At 48.5% G+C, this 20,569-nt stretch carries 17 protein-coding genes and 1 tRNA gene; 11 read left to right on the plus strand and 7 right to left on the minus strand.

Features of this window, described 5'->3' with window-relative positions:
* The 5 genes from Q0140_RS00670 to Q0140_RS00690 form a co-directional block, all read right to left on the minus strand.
* Positions 1 to 500, minus strand: a 500-nt coding sequence (locus Q0140_RS00670) for a DUF4102 domain-containing protein (RefSeq protein WP_297960553.1), incomplete at its 3' end; no start/stop codon positions are given.
* A gap of 208 nt (positions 501 to 708) precedes the next feature.
* Positions 709 to 796 (minus strand) — tRNA-Ser (locus Q0140_RS00675).
* A 399-nt stretch (positions 797 to 1,195) separates the two neighbouring features.
* The gene (locus tag Q0140_RS00680; protein ID WP_297960556.1) at positions 1,196 to 2,653 is read right to left on the minus strand and encodes a TolC family protein; all 1,458 of its coding nucleotides are present in this window, start codon (positions 2,651 to 2,653) and stop codon (positions 1,196 to 1,198) included.
* The gene (locus tag Q0140_RS00685) at positions 2,640 to 5,798 is read right to left on the minus strand and encodes a multidrug efflux RND transporter permease subunit (RefSeq protein ID WP_297960558.1); all 3,159 of its coding nucleotides are present in this window, start codon (positions 5,796 to 5,798) and stop codon (positions 2,640 to 2,642) included. The genes Q0140_RS00680 and Q0140_RS00685 overlap by 14 nt, the downstream gene beginning before the upstream one ends.
* A complete protein-coding gene (locus Q0140_RS00690) occupies positions 5,798 to 6,925 on the minus strand; it encodes an efflux RND transporter periplasmic adaptor subunit (protein WP_297960560.1) in 1,128 nt (375 codons plus the stop codon). Before Q0140_RS00690 ends, Q0140_RS00685 begins: the two co-directional genes overlap by 1 nt.
* Positions 6,926 to 7,098: 173 nt before the next feature.
* On the opposite strand from Q0140_RS00690, the gene thiD reads away from it, so the two are divergent.
* The 9 genes from thiD to Q0140_RS00735 all read left to right on the plus strand — a co-directional run bounded on the left by thiD (position 7,099) and on the right by Q0140_RS00735 (position 16,265).
* A complete protein-coding gene (thiD, locus tag Q0140_RS00695) occupies positions 7,099 to 8,241 on the plus strand; it encodes a bifunctional hydroxymethylpyrimidine kinase/phosphomethylpyrimidine kinase (protein ID WP_297960563.1) in 1,143 nt (380 codons plus the stop codon).
* A 584-nt stretch (positions 8,242 to 8,825) separates the two neighbouring features.
* Positions 8,826 to 9,977 (plus strand): MFS transporter, encoded by a 1,152-nt coding sequence (locus tag Q0140_RS00700; RefSeq protein ID WP_297960566.1) that lies wholly within the window; start codon positions 8,826 to 8,828, stop codon positions 9,975 to 9,977.
* A 116-nt stretch (positions 9,978 to 10,093) separates the two neighbouring features.
* On the plus strand, positions 10,094 to 10,264 hold the full coding sequence (locus Q0140_RS00705) for a hypothetical protein (protein WP_297960568.1): 171 nt from the start codon (positions 10,094 to 10,096) through the stop codon (positions 10,262 to 10,264).
* Between the two features lie 119 nt (positions 10,265 to 10,383).
* Complete coding sequence (locus Q0140_RS00710) at positions 10,384 to 11,967, plus strand: tannase/feruloyl esterase family alpha/beta hydrolase (protein WP_297960571.1); 1,584 nt, start codon at positions 10,384 to 10,386, stop codon at positions 11,965 to 11,967.
* 21 nt (positions 11,968 to 11,988) lie between these two features.
* Positions 11,989 to 12,471, plus strand: a complete 483-nt coding sequence (locus Q0140_RS00715) for a hypothetical protein (protein WP_297960574.1) — start codon at positions 11,989 to 11,991, stop codon at positions 12,469 to 12,471.
* A gap of 150 nt (positions 12,472 to 12,621) precedes the next feature.
* The gene (locus Q0140_RS00720) at positions 12,622 to 13,296 is read left to right on the plus strand and encodes an oxidoreductase (RefSeq protein WP_297960576.1); all 675 of its coding nucleotides are present in this window, start codon (positions 12,622 to 12,624) and stop codon (positions 13,294 to 13,296) included.
* 929 nt (positions 13,297 to 14,225) lie between these two features.
* Positions 14,226 to 15,575: a nitronate monooxygenase gene (locus Q0140_RS00725; protein ID WP_297960579.1), complete on the plus strand. Its 1,350-nt coding sequence runs from the start codon at positions 14,226 to 14,228 to the stop codon at positions 15,573 to 15,575.
* An 80-nt stretch (positions 15,576 to 15,655) separates the two neighbouring features.
* A complete protein-coding gene (locus Q0140_RS00730) occupies positions 15,656 to 16,060 on the plus strand; it encodes a flavin reductase (protein ID WP_297960582.1) in 405 nt (134 codons plus the stop codon).
* A complete protein-coding gene (locus Q0140_RS00735; protein WP_297960585.1) occupies positions 16,002 to 16,265 on the plus strand; it encodes a hypothetical protein in 264 nt (87 codons plus the stop codon). Before Q0140_RS00730 ends, Q0140_RS00735 begins: the two co-directional genes overlap by 59 nt.
* A 23-nt stretch (positions 16,266 to 16,288) precedes the next feature.
* Here the strand turns inward: Q0140_RS00735 and Q0140_RS00740 are convergent, their stop codons facing one another.
* Positions 16,289 to 16,498, minus strand: coding sequence for a 4-oxalocrotonate tautomerase family protein (locus tag Q0140_RS00740; protein ID WP_297882796.1), 210 nt, complete (start codon positions 16,496 to 16,498; stop codon positions 16,289 to 16,291).
* Between the two features lie 188 nt (positions 16,499 to 16,686).
* Between Q0140_RS00740 and Q0140_RS00745 the strand changes: the two genes are divergently transcribed.
* The gene (locus Q0140_RS00745; RefSeq protein WP_297960588.1) at positions 16,687 to 18,459 is read left to right on the plus strand and encodes an aryl-sulfate sulfotransferase; all 1,773 of its coding nucleotides are present in this window, start codon (positions 16,687 to 16,689) and stop codon (positions 18,457 to 18,459) included.
* Between the two features lie 322 nt (positions 18,460 to 18,781).
* Positions 18,782 to 19,204 carry a hypothetical protein gene (locus Q0140_RS00750; RefSeq protein WP_297960591.1) on the plus strand — a complete coding sequence of 141 codons (423 nt, stop codon included), beginning with the start codon at positions 18,782 to 18,784 and terminating at the stop codon, positions 19,202 to 19,204.
* Between the two features lie 248 nt (positions 19,205 to 19,452).
* On the opposite strand, the gene Q0140_RS00755 is transcribed toward Q0140_RS00750, so the two are convergent.
* On the minus strand, positions 19,453 to 20,295 hold the full coding sequence (locus Q0140_RS00755; protein ID WP_297960594.1) for a substrate-binding domain-containing protein: 843 nt from the start codon (positions 20,293 to 20,295) through the stop codon (positions 19,453 to 19,455).
* Positions 20,296 to 20,569 lie beyond the last annotated feature (274 nt).

Raw genomic sequence — 20,569 nt, forward strand, 5'->3', positions numbered from 1 at the left:
AGCGCTCCTAAGACTCTTTTGGCGGTCTCTTGTTTTTCCTCCTCCAAAAGAGGCGCGAGCACATTTATCACGTCCTTTCTGCTTATATCTTTAATATCCGCGTCGCCTAGTTTAGGCAGCAGCAACACCTCAAATCTCCTTTTTATCCAAAACAGATGCTTTTCGTTAATTTTACTCTTTGTTTTTATCCACTCGGCGTATATCGCGCGCAGGGTAGTCCTGCTTTCGTCTTTTGAAATATCTACGCCGTCTAATAGCTGCTTTTTAAGCTCGTTTCGCTTTTCTCTAGCTTCGGCTAGGCTTATGTCTCCTAGTTTGCCGATCGTAATTCTTTGGCGCTTATTCATTAGCTTGTTGCGGAATTCGTAGATGAAAAATTTATTTCCGTTGGGCATTATTTTTAATAGCAGGTTGTCGCTATCGCTTACAAAATACGGCTTATCTTTGGGCTTTAAATTTTTAACTTGGGTTATCGTGAGCTGTGACGATAGTTTAGGCATTATGTGTCCTTTTGGCTGACTAGCGGCGATAAATTTTGGCTATTTTCTTAAGTAGTCAGCTAAATAGTCAGCAAAAAATCGCCGCTGTTAGTTTCTTTTAGCTGCTTTTTATTGCCGTAAGTTTATGAAAAAAGGCTTTAAAATATCATTAAAATCGATATTTTACTGCCGTAACTTGCAGGGGTTTTCTGTGTGTTTCTTAAAGTAGTGGCAGATGGGAAGGGATTCGAACCCTCGAAAGCTTGCACTTTACACGCGTTCCAGGCGTGCTCCTTCAACCGCTCGGACACCCATCTAAATTAAAAGTCGCGATTATAGCGAAAATCTAAAATTTTGCCAAATTCCGTTTTGGCGCGCAATCCGTTTTGCCTTTAAATTTAAAACGCGGCGCTTAGAATTTTACCGCAGCGTTTGGAATTTTATCGAGCTGCTTGTAATTTCGCCGTGCTGCCTAGAAATTCTACCACGCCACGAAGCCCGGCCGTTTTGCGCTTCCTAGCCGAACGGCGATTTCACCTTGCTACGGATATTTTAAAATTTAGATTATCTTTGAAATTGGAATTTGCCGCTCGCCGCAGGGCTAAATTTTAAAAGCGCAAGCAGATTTTTTAAACGATCCGCTTGCGCCGTAAAAGCCGAGCTGCGCTTTAAATTTACGGGTATTTTAAAATTTCGCACTGCCCGTAAATTTAAAGCTAATTAAAAATTCTATCTTTCGGGAAGGCGGACATATCGGGCTGCACGTCCTTCTCCGCGCCTAGAAGCGCCTTTATTTCGCTATCCTCGATGCTAAAGCCGCCGCCGAGCGCCTTGTAGGCGTTTACTGTCGCGCTTAGCACGTCAAGATCTGCCTGCACTTTATTTAGCTGCGCGCTAAGCAGGTTTCGCTGTGAATCCAAAAACTCCAGATGGTCGCTGTAGCCCGCCTGATACCTGCTTGAGGCGTTTGAATAAATTTTGCTCTGCGAAGCGACGAGATCGGCGAGGCTTGCCTGCCTTAGTTTGGCGTTTTGCACGCCGATAAGCGCGTCGCGAACGTCGCCGAAAGCGGTTTTAAGAGCTTTGTCGTATGCGATGAAGCTCGCGTTTTGCTCTAAATTTGAAAGCTCTACGCGCCTTTTTTGGCGGCCGAAATCAAGCAGCGGTCCTGCGAGCGAGCCTCCGATACTCCACGTGCTCGCGTTTGCGGTAAATAGCCTGTCGAACTCGCCGCTTGCGTATCCCGCTGAGCCCGTAAGCGAGAAAGTAGGGAAGTAGCCTGCCTTGGCGACGCCTACTAAGAAGTTGCTTGCGCGCAGATTTTCGAGCGAGCTTGCGACGTCGGGGCGGTGCAGGATCACGTCGCTTGGGATTCCGCTTGGGATCTGCGGCGCGCTAGGCATTTTCGCGGCGGTCTGCGCCGTGCCGCGTAAAATTTCATCATAACTCTTACCCGTTAGGATATTTAGCGAGGTCTGCGCTGCGGAGAGCTGATTTTGCACGCTTATGAGGCTTGCCTCGGCGCTTTGGACCGCGGCTTTGGCCTGATAAAATACGATCTCGCTAACTGCGCCTGCATCGAGCTGCTTTTTGCGGTAGTTTTGCGTATCTTGATAGCTTTTTAGGCTGTCTTTTAAAATTTTCTCCTGCTGCTTTAGTGCTAGTAGCGTAAAATAGGTCGTTGCAACCGTGCTAGTAATCGTGTTTTTGGCAGTTTCGTAGTCGTATTTCGTCGCATTAAATCGAGATCGCGCTGAATCTACGCTGTTGCGCACGCGCCCCCAAAGATCGATCTCGTAGCTTAGCACGGCGCCGATCTGATACGCGCCGTGAGAGTTGCGATCGGGCTGGTTGCCGAAATTATTTTGGCGCACCGCGCTGCCGCTTAAATTTACATTCGGCAGGTACTCAAGCTTGTTTAGTCCCAAATTTACGCGCGCATACTCGACGTTATTCAGCGCGGTTTGCAGGTCGGAATTTTGCTCCAGCGCGCTTTGGATCAGGGCGTTTAGCTGCGGATCGTTAAAGCTTTTCCACCACTGCGTGCTAACGTTCGTGCTCGCGTAATCCGCCTTAAAGCCGGTCTGTTTTTGCGGCGTGACGGGCTTGAAGTTGCAGCCGCAAAGTAAAATTCCAAGCGTCAAGGCGCTTAAAAGAGCGTTATTTATTTTCATCGTTCACCTCGTTAGTTTGGACTTTTTTACCGCGCCTATCAAGCCAAGCGTTGAAGCTTTCGAGCAAGTAGAAAAACAGCGGCACGAAAAAGATCGCGATCGTAGATGCCGCGAGCATTCCGCCTACGACGCCGGTTCCTAGCGCGTGGCGGCTAGCAGCGCCCGCGCCGGTGGCGATAACCATCGGAAGCACGCCCAGACCGAACGCAAGGCTCGTCATCACGATAGGACGGAATCTCATCTTGGCGGCCTCGACGGCGGCTTCCGCGATAGGGCGGTGGTTGTTTAGGTGCTCATTCATCGCAAATTCCACGATCAAAATCGCGTTTTTCGCCGCCAGACCGATTAGAAGCAGCAAACCGATCTGAAAATATATGTCGTTATTCAGCCCGCGGAAATATGTAAACACGAGCGCGCCGAATACCGAAAACGGCACGGCGGTAAGTACGGCAAGCGGCATGAGCCACCTTTCGTATTGAGCCGCCAGGATCAAAAACACGAAGATCATTCCAAATACGAATGCCTGCGCGCCCTTGCCCGTCTCGCTGACCTCTTGATACGCAGAGCCAGCCCAGCCGATCGAATATCCGCTAGGAAGCTCCTCTTTTATAACCTCTTGGATCGCGGCGATCGCCTGACCCGAAGTGTAGCCCGTATTTGGCTCGCCCATAATTAGCGCAGCCGGGAAGGCGTTAAATCTATTAACGGCATCGGGACCCAAAGAGCGCTCAAGCCTTACTAAAGAATTTAGCGGGATCAGATCGCCGCTAGCGCTGCGGACGTAGAGCGATTTTAAATCGTTAGGATCGTCTCTGTAGTTTTGCGTAGCGCGGATATAGACCTTGAATGTGCGGCCCATGAGGTTAAAGTCGTTGATGTAATACTGCCCGATGGTGGAATTTAGCACGGTGAAAATGTCGGCTATCTTAACGCCTAGCATTTTTACCTTCTCTTTATCTATATAGAGCTTATACTGCGGGAAATCGGTATCCAGCGTCGTTCGCACGAGCTTTAAAGCGGGGTGTTGATTGGCTTTGGCAGTTACGCGATCCATATCGGCGCGAATTTCATCGTAGCTCTTGCCCGTCGTGCTTTGCGCGTAGAGCTCAAATCCGCCCGTAAGCGAAAGACCCATAATAGGCGGCGGCGTGACGACGTAGGTCATCGAGTTGCGATCCGCGCCGTAGAGCTGCCCGTTTAGCGCGGCGGCTAAGGCGAAGTTGGAATTTTCATCACCCGGGCGATCTTTCCAGTCTTTTAGCTTCATAAAAAAAGCTCCCGCATTTTCTCTAAGCGCTCCGGCTAGCATATCGTATCCCGTGATTTGGGTTATATCTTTTACGTTTGGATACTTTTTAGCGATGTTTGCGATGAAATCCTGATCGGCTTCCGTTCTAGGCAGCGTAGATGCAGACGGAAGCGTAGTCATCGCCATAATCGAGCCTTTGTCTTCGTTAGGCACTAGGCCGCTCGGAGTAAGCTTAAGAAGCTCTATCATTGCATAGATGATGATACCTACAAAAACGAGGCTGATTAGTACGTGGCGAAGAACCATGCCGACGCCTGCGGCATAAATTTTAGTTGAGATGCTAAAAAGATTATTAAACCATCTTATAAAGAAAAAAGGCTCAGATTCCTTTTTTTGCAAGATTAGAGCGCAAAGCGCGGGCGTTAGTGTAAGGGCTACGAAGCCTGAAAAACATACCGAGGCTACGAGCGTTAATGCAAATTGCCTCTGCATAACCCCGGTAAAGCCCTCCATAAACGCAACCGGCACGAAAACCGCTGAGAGCACGAGCACGATAGAGATGACGGGCGCTACGATCTCGCCCATCGCTTTTGTGGTAGCCTCTTTGACGCTAAGATCCGGCTCCTCGTGCAAAATTCTCTCTACGTTTTCGATCACGATAATGGCGTCATCCACGACGATACCGATAGCTAAGATGAGCGCGAAAAGGGTGATTAAATTTATCGAAAATCCGAAGGCGTAAATTCCGATAAACGCGCCGCAGATCGATACGGGCGCAGCAAGCGTCGGAATGATCGTCGCTCTAAGGTTGCCTAAGAACATATACATAACGATGATGACGAGGATTAACGCTTCAATGAAAGTATGAATGACCTCTTCGATCGATACTTTTACGAAGCTAGTCGTATCATAGGCGACGCCATAGGTAAGCTCACCCGGGAAATTCGGCTTAAGCTCGTCTATGCGCTTATTTACCGCTTCGACTACGGCTAGGGCGTTGGCGCCACTTTGCATAAAGATAAGCACAGGCACCATCTCTTTACCGTTAAATTTCGCCGAGATATTGTAGCTTGCGCCGCCAAGTTTGACCTCGGCGACATCTTTTACGCGCAAGAAATTCCCATCTTTTTGCGCATGTATGATGATATTTTCAAACTCTTCGACGGTTTTTAAACGACCCTCAGGCTTGATCGCATATACGTAGGGATTGCCTAAGTTCATTGGCTGCTCGCCCATCTTACCCGCGGCGTATTGGCTATTTTGTTCGCTTATCGCGGCGATTATCTCGGCAGTCGTAACGTTAAATTTCTTAAGTAGCTCGGGCTTTACCCAGATCCTCATAGCATAGTCTTTCGTACCCAGCGCTTGAGCTTCGCCGACGCCCGGCACGCGCTTTAGCTCATCTACGACGTTGATAGCTACATAGTTTTGCATCTCTACGACGTCCATCTGCTCGCTAGGATCGTAAAACGCAAGCACCTCCAGCATCGTGCTGCTACGCTCGGTGACGGTTACGCCATAGCGGCGCACTTCGTCGGGAAGTAGCGTAAGAGCTGGCGTGACGCGGTTGTTTACATTGACTTTCGCATCTGCTGGATTTGTGCCGATTTGAAAATATACGTTGATACGAACGTCGCCGGAGGAGCTTGCTGAGCTTTCCATATAGATCATATTTTCAACGCCATTGATTGCATTTTCAAGAGGGGCTGCGACGACGTCGGCGATCGTTTGCGCATCCGCGCCGCTATATGTAGCGCTTACGACGATTTGAGGCGGCGTGAGCTGCGGATACTCCTCGACGGAGGAATTTTTAAGAGCCAAAACGCCCGCGATTACGATGATGATCGAAACGACGCAGGCAAAAACGGGGCGGTTGATGAAAAATTTAGAAAACATTATTTCCCGCTTTCTGCATTGCTCTGAGATGCTTCAGGCTGTCCCGCTACGTAAGGGTCTGTACTTGCGGGCACCGGAGTTACCTTGGAGCCCACGTTGATCTTTTTAAAATTATCCAAAATGATCTGATCGCCGTCCTGCAGCCCGCTTGAGATCGTCGCCGTGCGGGTATCTTGCGCCGCGATTTTGACCACCTTTTTAGCGACCTTTCCGTCTTGCACGACATAGACTATGGTGTTGCTAAGATCTTGCTTGAGCGCAACTTGCGGAATTTTAAAGCCGTTTTTCTGATAAAAGCCATCGACGCTTATTTTGGTAAAAACGCCCGGACGAATTTCCAAGCTTGGATTTGGAATTTGAGCTTTGGCGCTGACGGACGCGGTATTTGTATTGATGACGCTATCGATGAAGCTTAGCGTGCCGTTGTAGTCCTTGCCGCCGAGGTTTATGCTTACCTGACGACCCAGCTGCTTCCACTGCCCGTTTCTTAAATTTGCATCAAGCTCCAGTCTATCGACGTCCGCGATGCCGAATTCCACGTCGATCGGATCAAATTTAGAAAGCCTAACCAGATCCTCGCCAACATTTACGTATGCGCCTACGTCCTTTTGCGTATCGCCCGCCATGCCGTCAAAAGGCGCGGTAACGAGCGAGTGGTCAAAATCGATCTTGGCGCTTTTAAAATTTGCTTCGGCTACCATAAATGCCGCTTTTGCGGTATCGAAATCCTTTTGAGAGATCGTGTTGCTAGCTTTTAGCGCTTTAGCTCTTTTGTAGTCCGCCGAGGCGTTTTGCAGATTAGCGTTTGCGCTGTCAAATGCCGCTTGATAGCGCGAGCGGTCGATCTCGTAGAGTACGTCGCCCTTCTTGACGCTGTGACCCGGCTCGAAAAGCTGCTTTTCGATGGTGCCCGAAACCTGCGGCTTTAGCATTATCTCAAGCTCGCTTACGGTCTGTCCGTTAAATTTTAAAATTATCGGCACGTCGGCAGATTTGGCGATAAATACGCCAACCGGTAGCGCAGAAGCCTCGCCGCTTTGTTTTGCGCCGCTTTCCTCCTTTTTTTCAAAATAGGAGCAGCCCGAAACCAAAAATGCTGCGAAAATCAAACTGGCGACTTTTTTCATGTAAATTCCTCTATTTGGGTTAAAATTTTGCATTTGTAATAGCTATTACGAATAAATTATAAATTATAATAAAAACTATATAAATAAAACTTAAATTTAGCCCGTAAAATAATCTATCTGGGGAATTATAGCGGAATTTCGATATAATTGCGCTAAAATTTTAAAGGCTTTTTATGAAAAGAATTCTTACTATCGCGGGTTCTGATAGCGGCGGCGGTGCCGGCATCCAAGCCGATATCAAGACGATTAGCGCGCACAAGATGTTTGCTATGAGCGCTATTACGGCGCTTACGGCGCAAAATTCGCGCGGCGTATTCGGCGTGCTGGACGTTTCGCCAGATTTTGTAGAGGCACAGCTGGATGCGATTTTTAGCGATATCTTTCCGGACGCCGTTAAAATCGGAATGATCTCCAATGAGGGGGTTGCCGAGGCTATCGCAAAGAGCCTGAGCAAGCACGGCGCGAAAAACGTCGTCTTAGATCCCGTGATGGTCGCCACCAGTGGCGGAGTTTTGATGAAACAAAGCGCGCTACATGCGCTAAAATACGAGCTCGCCCCCGCCGCGGAGATCATCACGCCCAACGTGCGCGAGGCTGAGGTCTTGGCGGAGATGAAAATTTTAAGCTTGGCAGGTATGCGCGCCGCAGCGGTTAAAATTTCGCAGTTTTTCGGCGGCGCGATTTTGATTAAAGGCGGCGATCTTGCGGGTGCGAGCGCGGCTTGCGGCGCGACTTGCATTGCGGCGGAAGCGGATACGGCGGAAGCGGATACGGCGGAAACGGATACAGCGCGAAATTTTAATGCTTCGCAGCGCGAAGCGAGCGAAAATGGCGCACGTGAAAATTCTGCGAGTTCGACGAAGAGCGCAAATTTCGCGGCTGAAAATTTTACTAGCGAATGCAAAATTTTAACGGCGAGCGCGGAGCCCTCTTTTGAACAAAATTTATCCGCAGCGCCTTTAGATGACGGCTTTAAACTAAGCAGCGAGGGCGAGGATTCGAGAAATTTAGCGGTTGATATTTTGTACGAAAACGGCAAATTTTATGAGTTTTCCGCGCCTAAAATTTCTACGCGTAATACCCACGGTACGGGCTGCACCCTCTCAAGCGCGATCGCGTGCGCACTGGCGGCGGGGCTTAGTCTGCCCACAGCCGTCGCCCATGCCAAGGGCTTCGTGCGCAGGGCGCTCGGCTGGAGTGAGCAGATCGGGCACGGATGCGGCGCGATAGATCATTATTTTACGGTCCAAGATCCCTTCGGCGCGGACTTTGGCGGATCTTGCGCGAATGAAATCAAAATCATCGCCCCGGATTAAAATTTCAAGCGCTCGCCCAGATCCCCGCATTCGTAAAATTTCAAAATTCCGCTGCTATTAAATTTAACCTAGCGGCACAAGATCGTACAAACGGTTCGTCGCGACTTGTGATAAACGGCGGGATTGCGCGGCTAAAAAGCGTGCGCTACGGGGATATGCGCACTTAAAATTTTAGTTGATTTTTAGGCATCATAATCCGCGTAGAATTTTAAAGAATTTTTGAATTTTATTGTAGGGTTCGCGTTGCAAGTTAGGGCTTTCCTTATTTGCCTTATGCTATAGCCCTGCTTCGTGGCATTGTTAAATTTGCGTTATTTCTTATAGGTCTTTATACGCGAAAAAAGTGGATTATAAATATAAGCTAGTCATGCACTCACTGCTCACGTTACTACCTGCCTTCGCCCCTTCAAGGTAGATGCATCATTGTATGCCGACCATTGCGCTATACTTGCCGCAGCATTGCGACACCGCTGCGAATTCGCGATCCATTCCTTTCGTCTCATATTTGCTGAGCTTACTAAAATTCCAAATTTTCTAGCAAAAGAGTTATAATGGCTAAAATTACGTAAATTTAGGAATTTAAAATGCGCTGCAAAAAAGGACTACTACTCTTAATCATCGTCTCAGGGATAATCTCTGCCGCAGATAACTGGATCGCATCGCTACTGTTACCTAGCATCGCAGATACGTTTGGGGTGCAGGTAAGCGCCACCTCGACAGTTTTGACGGCATATCTGATCCCCTATGGCTTACTTCAGCCGGTTTACGGACATCTTAGCGATCGCTACGGCAGAGGTAAAATTTTAATTCTGCTAATGCTCTTTTTGGCGATATTTACGCTTCTTTGCTCCACTGCAAAAAGTCTAGCGTGGCTTGTTTTATTTCGTTTTTGCACGGGATGCGCGGCAGCGGGTATAATCGCTGTCTGCCTCGGCGTTATAGGCGATGCATATGACGAGAAGGATAGACAAAAAATCGTAGCGATATTTCTGGGTTCGGTATTTTTAGGGCAGGGGCTGAGTGCGGCTTTAGGCGGATGGGCAGTGGCTAGATTTTCTTGGAGGGAGATATTTTTAGCCTTTTCTGCGCTGTCTGCAGTATCTTTCGTATCACTATTTACGCTAAATTTCAAAGACGCTCCGAAAAGCGGAGGCGAAAGCTTCGTAAAATCCCTAGCCAGCTTGCGCGGCGATGCTGCACTTTTGAGAAGCTATTTTTTGGCTTTATGTAATGGCGTAATTGTGCTCGGGGCGTACTCATTCATAGGTGCTTATCTACTTAAAAAGTTGGGCTTGAACTCAAATTTTGCCGGAACATGTCTTATGCTTTACGGTGTCGCTTGCTTTTTGGCAGGAAACGCTGCTAGATATTTAAAAGAGAAGTTGCCGCTAAAAGAAATTCTATCCCTCGGCTTTTTGGCGTCCGCTTCGGCGCTGTGCCTTTTGGCGAGTTGCTTCGCTGCCACCGCATATGTAGGGACGTTTTTGCTGGGATTTGGCTATGTTTGCGCGCAGTCCGTCCTAGCAAGCGCGGCACTTCGTTGTGGCTCCGCCAAAGGTCTATCCTCCGGGATCATAGGCACGGCGATATTTTTCGGAGGCGGCATCGGTACTGCCGTAGGTGGCAAGGCGCTTGAATATTTAAGCTACCAAGGGCTATTTTGCGGCTTTGCCGCGTTAGCCGCCGCGCTGCTGATTTTTTACCGTGCAAACTTTAAGGGCACGCGTGAAATTTAATGCTCCGCAACAATAGCAGAATTTAAAATTAAGTATACTTCGCTCTTCGCTGCCGAGATATTTCATAAAATTACGCTATTTCAGGGCGCCGCATTGGCATCGTCGTAAATATCGCGGTGCATTGCATCACGCTGCCGCTTTTTCAGCTTCCGTGGTATGAGCACGTTTCGGAATTTTTCGGGCACGCGGTTTGGTTTTGGGCGATCGAAGTATTTCGTCGCGATCTACGAAATCGCGTAACGGGTGAGCCCGATCCCGCGGACCGCTCGGGCGCTTCGCTCTTCTAGCTAAATTTGGAATTCCGCTCCGTTTAGTGCGGAATTCCATCATTTTTTATAAACGCAGTAAAATCACGATAAATTTTTATGTTAAAATTATGATTAATAAAATTTCAAAAGGAGCGGCAATGAAATATAAAATTTTAGTTGCAACCTTTACGGCTGCTCTGGGCTTACAGGGAGCGCTTGCGAGCGATTTTGACGAGCAGGCTTGCGCGGCGCTAAAGGGCACGAAAATTTACGATGCAAAGATCGGTGAAGCGATCTGGAATCAAAGCGGCGAAATCGGCGCCGATAGGATGTCTGCGCTAACCGGCGGAGCCAAAAAGACGCTAAAAGCCGCACCGCACTGCATAATTCATGGCGAGATAGCCCCGCGCACGGGCTCGGACGGCAAGCATTACGGCATAAAATTTGAGCTGCGCTTGCCAGGCGATTGGAACGGCAAGCTGCTATTTCAGGGCGGAGGCGGTTTGGACGGCTTCGTAGCGCCGGCTCTTGGCGCCGTGCCTGTCCGTACTAGCACTGCAACACCCGCGCTTATGAGGGGTTATGCGGTCGTCACGACCGATTCGGGACATCCTACGCCTACGCCCGAGTTCGGATTTGAGCAGCAGGCGCGGTTAGACTATGCCTATCAGGCTATCGGCAAGGTCGCGAGCGTCTCAAAGCAGCTGGTTTTTGCGGCGTATAAAAAAGCGCCCGCGCACAGCTACTTTATGGGCTGCTCAAACGGCGGACGCTCGGCTCTGATGGCGGCGCAGAGGTATCCGCTGGAATTTGACGGCGTAATCGCGGCAAATCCGGGTTTTAGGCTTTCGCGCGCGGCGATCGCGGAGCAATGGGACAACCGGCAGCTTATGAAGATCGCGCCTAAAAACGCCGCGGGGGATAAAATTTTTGCAAACGCCCTTACGCAGGAGGATTTGGATAAGCTAAGCATGGCGGTTCTGGATAAATGCGACGCACTAGACGGGCTAAAAGACGGAATCATCGGCGCTTGGGAGCGTTGCGAGTTCGATCCCAGCGGACTTGATCTAGCTAAAGAAAAAATTTCTGCGATAAAGGCGATATTTGAGGGCGCAAAAAACAGCAAGGGCGAGCAAATTTACAGCGGCTGGTTTTACGATGCCGGAGTAAATCAGCCCGGCTGGCGCATGTGGAAGCTTGGCGACTCGCAAACGGCAGAGCCAAATGCTAGAAATATCGTACTCTCGAAAGGCTCGATGAATTATTATTTCTTGACGCCGCCGCAACCGGAGTTTGATCTGATGAACTTTGATTTCGATAAGGACGTAGAGCGAACATTCGAGACCGCGGCGATAAACGATGCGATTTCGACCAAACTCGATAGCTTCCGCGCTAATGGCGGCAAACTTATTATCGTAACGGGCGTCTCCGATCCCGTATTTTCGGCGATGGATCAGCGCGATTGGTTCAAAAAGCTAGTGGAAACGAACGCGAATGCGGACGAATTTGCGCGATTTTTTGCACAGCCTGGGATGAATCACTGCGGTGGCGGTAATGGCATCGATGACGTCGATCCGCTAAGCGCGCTTGAAGCGTGGCGCGAGCAGGGAACGGCTCCATCTAGTCTGCTAGGCAAAAGCACGAGTCGCGCGGGCAAGCAGATCCCTATCTGCGCGTATCCAAAAGTGGCTACCTACGTAGGCGGCGACGAAAATAGCGCGAGTAGCTTTGAATGCAGATAAAATTTATTTAAAGGAGTAAATATGAGAGGTAAAATTTTAATCGCGGCCTTTACAGCGGCGCTTTTGTGCGGCTGCGCAGCGCACGATGCAAAGCTGGGCAAGGCGGCAAATGCAATGGATAAGAGGGGCGAAGCGGCGGCTGCGGACTGCGGCGCTAGTGAGGGCGTCTGCAAAGTGCCCGCCGTGCAGGGGCCGATGGTAGGCGGCGGCACGGATGAGCACGGCTGCTTGATCGCCGCAGGGCAAAGCTTTTCAAAGATCAAGAATGGCTGCGTGCAGGTTTTTGACGTCGCGGACGTGAGGCTGCACGATCCGGATAACGCTACGCTTGCGATCTACGGGATATTTTCCGCGGATAAAAGCAGGGTAGAAATCTTTTGGGCGAGCTTGCCGCAGAGCGAAATTTTAAGCAAAGTTAAGGGTGGCTGCTACGTCTCGAAGGACGGAAAAATTTCGCTGCTAAAAACAAAAAGCGGCAAGGGCTATAAGATCCACAGAAAATAGCGGGTGAAATTTTAAGCCCGCTAAATTTCGCGCGCCGCGGAGAAATTTAATCCAAGCGCGCCAGGACTTAGGCCGGCTCAGCAGGCTAAGCCTTAAATTTAGAGCAAATTAATACCGAGCTGATTCGATTATTCGCGGTATCTGCCGCCGATGAAATTTAATCAAAGGAGCAAAAATGAGAAAAACGGCTTTGGTCGTGGGCGCGACGGGAGCGGTCGGGTGCGAGATCGTGCGAGGGCTTTGCGAAACCAAAACTACGACAAGATCGTCGTCTGGGCGCGTAGGGAGCTAAAGTTTAGCCACGAAAAACTTGAGGTGCAGATCGTAAATTTAGATAAGATCAAAGAGATAGAGCCGTGCGACATAGACGAGATTTTCTGCGCGCTGGGCACGACGATGAAGCAAGCCGGTAGCCGCGGGCAGTTTTACAAAGTGGACGTGAGCTACCCCGTAAATACCGCAAAATGGGGCATCGCCGCGGGCGCTCGCCGTTTCGTGCTTATCTCCGCCTACGGCGCGGACGAACGGTCGAGATTTTTCTACATGAGAGCAAAGGGCAAGGCCGAGAAAAAGATCGCCGAGCTGGGCTTTGAAAGCCTGCAAATCGCTAGGCTACCCGCGATAAAAAGCGAGCGTAACGAGTTACGACTCAGCGAGCTCTTTACGATCTGGCTGTTCGGGCTTTTGCCGAAGGGGATCTTGACGAACTACCGCCCGATGAGCGCGCAAAAATATCGCCGTCGTCGTCATCGCCGCCGCGCAAACGTAGAGCAAAGGCGTGCAAATTTATCATCCAAAAGAGTTTGCGTAGCAGCTCGAATTTGAGGGGCTTGCAGGATTAGGCAAAATTTGCAAGCCCTCGCCTCGTAAATTTAAATTTATCCCGGGATAATCAAATTTGCGCGCTTGCCTCAACGAGCGTTTAAATTTACAGCTACCTAAAAGCAAAATTTGATAGAAATTTGGAGCTTTGACCTCAGTGCGCGTCGCCGCCTTTGTGCGTTTATAGTTCTCTGCGCGAGGGCTCAAATTTAGCGTGGAAAAAGCTCGCGCTAAAAATCTCCAAGACCGACAAAATAGCCAAAAATAGCGACAAACCCGCAAAGAGCCCGTAAATAGGCGCTTTTGTAGCGAGTATAAAACGAGCCGTTTTCTATGTAATATATTTTACAAATTTACATTATCTATTTATAAAGCCAACGTATAATCACGCAAAAAAATATAAAGGAGCATACTTATGAAGTATACGGGAACTACGTATAGGCCACCTTACGAGGCTAACTCTTTGCTGGTGCAGGCGACTTAGGGCTGTAGTCACAATCGCTGCGCATTTTGCACGATGTACCACGACGTCCCGTTTGCGGTCGAATCGATCGAGCAAATAGAGCGCGATTTGCCCGAGGCTAGGCGCTATAATCCCTTCGTCAGGCGCATTTTTTTGCTAAACGGCGACGCTTTTTCGCTGGATTACGAGACACTTAGCGCCATAGGCGAGAAAGCGTCCAAATTTTCCCCGAGGTCGAGGCCATCGCCTCTTACGCGACGATCACGGGCATCGCCAAAAAGAGCGACGAGGAGCTGCAAAATTTGCGCAAGCTTAGATTTAACAGTATGAATATCGGCTCGAGTCGGGTCACACGCAGACCCTTAAACTGCTTAAAAAAGGCTACGATGCCGACGAGGCCAAGGCGCAGCTGCTTAGGCTAAAAAGATTCGGTTACGACTTTTGCCTAAATATCGTCGTCGGCGGCGGGATGCAGTTTTCAAAAGAGCACATCGACGAAAGCGCGAAGCTCATAAACGAGGTGCAGCCTTGGATGGTTTTTCTCATGACCTTGTTTCTGGCTAAAGGAAGCGCGCTTTATAGCGTCGCACAAAAGGGTAAATTTACCGAAAATACCGCAGGCGAGAATCTGCTGGAGGAAATGCGCCTAATCGAAGCGCTCGAGCTAAAAGACACGCAGATACTGGGGATGCACCCTAGCAACTCCGTACCCCTCGCGGGAAGGCTACCGCAGGATAAGGACAGGCTGCTGGCGGCGCTAGAAAAAGGCATAAAAGCTAGGAGCGAGGAGTTTTTTCCTCTCGCCCGCAAAGAGGCGCCGAGGGCAGGTACATTAGCTAAAAATTTAAAGGAAAAGAATATGAAAAATTTTAATCAATCGACAAAACTGTGCGAAATTTTGGGTGTCAGCTTGCCTATCGTGCAGGCTCCGATGAATAACGTAACAAATGCCGCATTGGTAGCTGCCGTATCAAATGCCGGCGGAATGGGCGTGCTGGGGCCAAATGCCGGCAGAGACTCTGAAAATTTAAACACGAAAGAGCGATATAAACGAGAATTTGAACGTATAAAGTCGCTAACTAATAAGCCTTACGGCGTAAATATCGTTTGTCGAAACGATAATGACAAAAAATATGCGCTAAAGGTTATGGAAACGGCATTTGAGGCTGGCGTAAAGGCGTTTTTCTTTGTCGGCATAGCGGAAACGGAGCTATTTAAATTTATAAAAGATAACGGCGGAGTTTTGGTGCATAGAGCGCTTACGCCAAGCGCAAATTCGGCTCGCGCGGCACAAGAAGAGGGCGCAGATATTATAATTGCCACGGGATACGATGAAGGAGGAGTGGGCCCGCAAAATAAAATAGGTACTTTTAGCATCGTGCCGATCATCGCCGATGCCGTGAGCGTGCCTGTGATGGCTGCGGGCGGGATAAACGACATTAGAGGCGTACGAGCAGCCTTTGCGCTTGGGGCTAGCGGTGTTTACGTGGGTACTAGATTTATCGCTAGTACCGAGTGCCCGGCAGCGCAACCGGCAAAAGAGAGCATCGTATCTATGGGCTCTAGCGAGCTGTTTTTTGTTTCGGACTATCAACGCGTAGTGCCGAGTAAATTTGCCAAGGAGCTAAACGCAATGTATCTAAACGGCGACAAGGAAGTAGTGGCGCAAAAAATCGAGCGACTAAATCCGCTAAGGCTCGCAATGATAGATGGCGATATAGAAAATGGCATAATATACGTAAATTCTGGTATTAGCCTAATAAAAGAGATAAAAAGCGCCAAAAAAATCGTCGGCGAGCTTATGGCCGATTTTGTTTAATAAGATGGATAAATTTGCCAAATTTAGGCTATTATCGGCAAAAAATAAAATTTAAATTTTATCAAACCAAAGAAGAAAAAATGTCACTAAAACCTGTCGAACTTCACAAAGCGTATCGCCTCATAAATCACGGGCCGACCGTCATGGTCTCGGCCGAATTTGACGGCGTGCGGGACATCATGAGCGCGTCATGGGTCTGCCCTCTGGACTACGACAAGCTAACGGCCGTCATAGGTGCTAGCTCTTTTACCCGCTCGCTTTTTGAAAAGAGCGGCAAATTTGCCGTGCAGGTGCCTTTCGTCTCGCAGGCGCAATTCGTCGCCAAGATGGGCACGACAAGTATGCGAGGGGGCGCGGGCAAGCTTGAGGGTGTGGAGATGTTTTACGAGCGGAACGTGCCGATGGTGCGGGGCTGCGCGGCGCTTCGTGCTCGTATCAGCTCCGGGTGCGAGCGAAGGTTCGCTAAGCTTTTATCTGCGCGCTAAAGGGCAGATCGAGCGGCGCGTGAGCGAGCTTGGCTTTGACAGCCTTCAGATCGTCCGTCCGCCGATAATCCTCGGCGAGAGGTCGGATACTCGCCTGCTAGAACGGCTTGTGGCGGCGGTTTTTAAACTGCTGCCCGCCTGCGTGCTCGGTAAATTTAGACCGCTTAGCGGCGCACATATTGCCCGCTGCGAGCGTGATTTTTAGCTCAAAATCCTATAAAAATTCGCTCATTTTTTCTCTTTATTTTGTTTGATCTCCTCAAGACTTAGACCGCTTTTACCGATGCTGTCCATACTGAGCGTTTCGATCATCACGAGTATTGCGGCTGGGTCTTTGCCTAATACGCGCGCTAACGTGTCCGTAATCTCGGCGATGATTTGCTTTTTTTGCTCTTTTGTAGGCTCTGGAGCGGCTACTTTTATATTTACGAATGGCATTTTCTCTCCTTAAATTTGATAAAGCAGGGCTAATTATATCAAATTTTAGACTGTTACCCGTCTCGTTTACGTTCTAAAATTTAAGTAGATATATTAGAATTTAACTTTAAATTTGATTTAAAGCTAGTATGATTATTATGTGATTCGGTAGTAGTAAAATTTGATAAATTTACCCAAAAGGAGCGAATATGCGTAAGAATTTTTTCGGTTCTATCGTTTTGGCTGCGGCCTTGGCGAGCGGCGCGCTTATAGCGGTGCCGCAGACTGCGAGTGCGGGCGTTTTGGCGCATCAGGTAAAAACCCAGGGCGAGCTTGGCTCGGTGTTTATCAACCCATACGACGTGGCGCCTCTGACTGCGATCATCGATCGCGCGGGCAAGGACATCAAGGATATCCACGTGCGGGTGCTGGGCAAACCGAACGGCGGCATCGACATCGCCTATAACGTCTCCGAGCATGCGCTACTGACGCACGACGGCGTGCCGATCTGGGGGCTATATCCGGACTATCTAAACGAGGTTGAGGTAAGCTACGTTTTTAACGGCGAAAAGAAGGTCGAAAAGTATAAAATTTACGCTCAGCCGATCGTGACGTATAGCCGTGATTTTAGATTTAGCCACATGCAAAAGATGAAGGTTAAAAAGGTCGATCCTGCGTTTAAAAACAGGCTCTATCTCATCAACAACACGATCACGAGCGTTTATAAGCCGCTTGATTGGAAAAACGGGGGTGCCGCTAGCTGGAATGATTTCACCGAAAATTTCATCGTCGATACTCAGGGCGAGGTCAGATGGTATCTGGACTATCAGAAATTTTACGACCGCAGCGAGCGCAGAGTGATGGACGGCGGCATGATGATGGGCTTTCATCAGCTGCCAAACGGCGATCTGAGCTGGGGCATGGCGCAGCGATATATGCGCTACGATATGATGGGCAAGGAGGTGTATAATCGCGAGCTGCCGCGCGGCTACATCGATCTTAGCCACGAGGTGATGCCGCTTAAGGGCGATCATCTGCTGCTTCGCGTCGGTAAATACAACTACCACCACGCAGACGGCAGGCTCTCGCACACGATCAGAGATCACATCATCGAAGTGGACGGCAGCGGCAAGGTCGTGGACGAGTGGGATCTGAATGAAATTTTCGGCAAAAACGTCTATCGCAGCAACCTAATCAAGGCTCTTGACGCTCGCGCCGTGTGCCTAAATATCGATATGGACGCCAAAGAGATCAAAATCAGCGACGATCTGCCTTTTGGCGACGTGACCTCGACCGGCACCGGACGCAACTGGGCGCACGTAAACTCGATCTCGCACGATCCTAGCGACGACGGCATCATCCTCTCGCTCCGCCACCAAGGCATCGTTAAGATCGGTCGCGACAAAAAGGTAAAATGGATCCTAGCAAGTCCCGAGGGCTGGAGCGCGGACTTTAAAGAAAAAGTACTAGTGCCCGTGGATAAAAACGGCAACAAAATCAAATGCGAGAACTCAAAATGCGAGGGCGACTTCGACTGGTCGTGGACGCAGCACACCGCGTGGCTCACTCCGCGCTACGATAACAAGGGCAGCGTAAAGCACATCAGCGTATTTGACAACGGCGACGGCCGCGGCATGGAGCAGCCTGCGCTAAAAGAGGAAAAATACTCGCGCGCGGTCGAGTACAAGATCGACGAGAAAAAGGGCACCGTCGAGCAAACATGGGAGTTTGGCAAGGAGCGCAGATTTGACTTCTATAGCGCGGTTACGAGCGTCGTGGAGTGGCAAAAGGATAAAAGCACGTATTTCATCTCAAGCTCGAACGTCTATCTGCTAAAGCCCGATAAAACGATCAAAATGGTGCTCGTCGAGATCGATCCGAAAACAAACGACATCAAATTTGAGATGGACGTGGAGTCCGCGTCTAGAGACGACGTAGCCTACCGCGCGATGGTGATCGATCCGAATATCTTTGAGTATTAAATTTAGCTAAATTTAGCCTTTGCTCGCCGTTTGGCGCTAGTTGCCGCAGCGAGCGGGGCTAAATTTTGTGCTGCCTGCAGCCGTAGGTCGGAATTTTGCCCGCTATATTTACTTGCCGCCGCCAAATTCCGGCACTTGGCTAGATTGCGTTTTGCCGCTTCGCGCTTTTGATGTTCTGCAGTGCGGCGAGCGGGGATTTACGGTGCGGCGGGATTAAATTTGAAAGAGGAATTTAGCCCGCCGTTTCGCTAAAAGGGAGGAGTTTTAAAACTATATCGGATACCATCATAGCGGAATGACTTACCGCTTTGCAGGATAAAAAATGACAAAGAATATTACCGTTTGGATTTTTAGCGTACTGTTTTTGCTGATTACTTGTGCAGGGATCAAAGATTTTTATCAAACGATGAGCTATGATGAAGTTTATATCGGCAGTCATTTTGGAGCAGGAGGTCTGATTTATTTCAAAGATTATCCTTTATTATTGGCTATTTTATTCGGTATTACAGTATTCTTACCTCCTATAAGCGTTGTTATGGTGCTGCTATTTCGCAAGAAAGTAGCTGCTTCTATTATGATGTATGCTCTTGCGGCAATGGTGTTTTTAGATATCTATACCTTTTGCTTTCGTAATCGCTGGCAATTATTAGGGGAACAAACCTCTATATTTGATATAGCGATCTTAGGGATATATCTTTTATACTACTTATACCTTTTGTTGCTAAAGAAGTACATAATTAAGTAGAGGAAAAGTCGCTATCGACAAGCGGGGATATTGCGATGCGTGAAAACGCCCAAGTGCGGTATAAGGTACTTGAGAATAGAGCCCAAGGAGCTAGGCTCTTAAAATAACGGCGCTATGCTTGGTTAAATTTAGAATTTACGCGGCGGATTGGATTCGAAATTTAACCCGCTTGCTTAAATTTTACCCACCGCGTCGTTGAAATTCGGCTTATCAAAATTTGCCGAATTTTATCTTTTAAGACCTAAATTCTACTCGCTTATAAAATATTTCTGAGCGTAAGCGGCGTCGTTGTAAAGTCCTTCTCCGTATTTGTCTTTACCGTAATTTTTAATGATCTCTTGCCCTGTGCTTGAAGCTACGAAATCTATAAAATCTTTCGATTTCTTGCTTTCGGTAGTATCGCTATCGTTTTGTCTTAGGGCACAATACGTATTTATTAGATATTTATCGCCGCGAAATAGAATTTCGCTGGATTTTATATCTTTTTTTGCCACGACCCAAGTACTACTATCGCTCATAAAATATGCTCCGTTTTTATCGGCTTTTAAAAGGGTTGCTAACATAAAATCTTTATTTGCCTCGTACCACTGGCCTTGCGGAGTGATATTTGCCATTTTCCAGATACTAAGCTCTTTTTTATGAGTTCCGGAGTTGTCCGCCCTGGTATAAAAAAGGCTTTGAGATTTGGCTATATCGGTATATGCTTCTGTTGCGCTTTGGGCGGTTTTTATCTTTGCGGGATCACTTTTGGGTCCTACTATAAAAAACTCGTTTGATCCGATCAATGTCCTTTGCGTAGCCCAGCCCTCTTTTACGGCGCTTATTTCTGCCTTTGGAGCGTGGACCATAGCGATATCTATCTTTTTGTTTTTCAAGAGTTCGAGAGTCTGACCGCTTCCTGCTTTTATCCAGCAAATTTTGGTGTCGTTTGCCTTGCTAAATTCATTAGATAGAACTTCGAGTAGCCCAAGCTCTCCCGGACTTCCCGTAGCAAGCTTTAGCTCTGTTTTTCCATCTCCATACACTGCGGTGCACTCACTCGCCATCAAACTGGCGCATAGAAAAATTGCGATACAAATAGACTTTTTCATATCCACTCCTTGTTTTGAAATGTAAAATTTCGGGCATTATACAACTAAGGAACTTAAACTCGAAATGGTTAAAGAATTAAAAAAGGAGCTCATTGCTTAGATTTTATTTCAAATTTACCCTTTATTTTATACAATCTTTAAAAATTACCGCAAAGGAATTCGATGAAAATGCTTTCTAAATTTATACGAATTTTAGCCGTCGTTTGCTTGCTTGGCGTAGGCGCAAACGCGCTAGAGGAGGGCGTTAATTATCAAGTGCTGCAAAAGCCGCTAA

The sequence above is a fragment of the uncultured Campylobacter sp. genome (assembly GCF_938045405.1).
Classification (GTDB): Bacteria; Campylobacterota; Campylobacteria; order Campylobacterales; family Campylobacteraceae; genus Campylobacter_B.

Coding starts and splice junctions, on each gene's coding strand:
- Q0140_RS00680 (WP_297960556.1), bottom strand. CDS start 2,653: ATGAAAATAAATAACGCTCTTTTAAGCGCCTTGACGCTTGGAATTTTA.
- Q0140_RS00685 (WP_297960558.1), bottom strand. CDS start 5,798: ATGTTTTCTAAATTTTTCATCAACCGCCCCGTTTTTGCCTGCGTCGTT.
- Q0140_RS00690 (WP_297960560.1), bottom strand. CDS start 6,925: ATGAAAAAAGTCGCCAGTTTGATTTTCGCAGCATTTTTGGTTTCGGGC.
- thiD (WP_297960563.1), top strand. CDS start 7,099: ATGAAAAGAATTCTTACTATCGCGGGTTCTGATAGCGGCGGCGGTGCC.
- Q0140_RS00700 (WP_297960566.1), top strand. CDS start 8,826: ATGCGCTGCAAAAAAGGACTACTACTCTTAATCATCGTCTCAGGGATA.
- Q0140_RS00710 (WP_297960571.1), top strand. CDS start 10,384: ATGAAATATAAAATTTTAGTTGCAACCTTTACGGCTGCTCTGGGCTTA.
- Q0140_RS00715 (WP_297960574.1), top strand. CDS start 11,989: ATGAGAGGTAAAATTTTAATCGCGGCCTTTACAGCGGCGCTTTTGTGC.
- Q0140_RS00720 (WP_297960576.1), top strand. CDS start 12,622: ATGAAATTTAATCAAAGGAGCAAAAATGAGAAAAACGGCTTTGGTCGT.
- Q0140_RS00725 (WP_297960579.1), top strand. CDS start 14,226: ATGCAGTTTTCAAAAGAGCACATCGACGAAAGCGCGAAGCTCATAAAC.
- Q0140_RS00730 (WP_297960582.1), top strand. CDS start 15,656: ATGTCACTAAAACCTGTCGAACTTCACAAAGCGTATCGCCTCATAAAT.
- Q0140_RS00740 (WP_297882796.1), bottom strand. CDS start 16,498: ATGCCATTCGTAAATATAAAAGTAGCCGCTCCAGAGCCTACAAAAGAG.
- Q0140_RS00745 (WP_297960588.1), top strand. CDS start 16,687: ATGCGTAAGAATTTTTTCGGTTCTATCGTTTTGGCTGCGGCCTTGGCG.
- Q0140_RS00750 (WP_297960591.1), top strand. CDS start 18,782: ATGACAAAGAATATTACCGTTTGGATTTTTAGCGTACTGTTTTTGCTG.
- Q0140_RS00755 (WP_297960594.1), bottom strand. CDS start 20,295: ATGAAAAAGTCTATTTGTATCGCAATTTTTCTATGCGCCAGTTTGATG.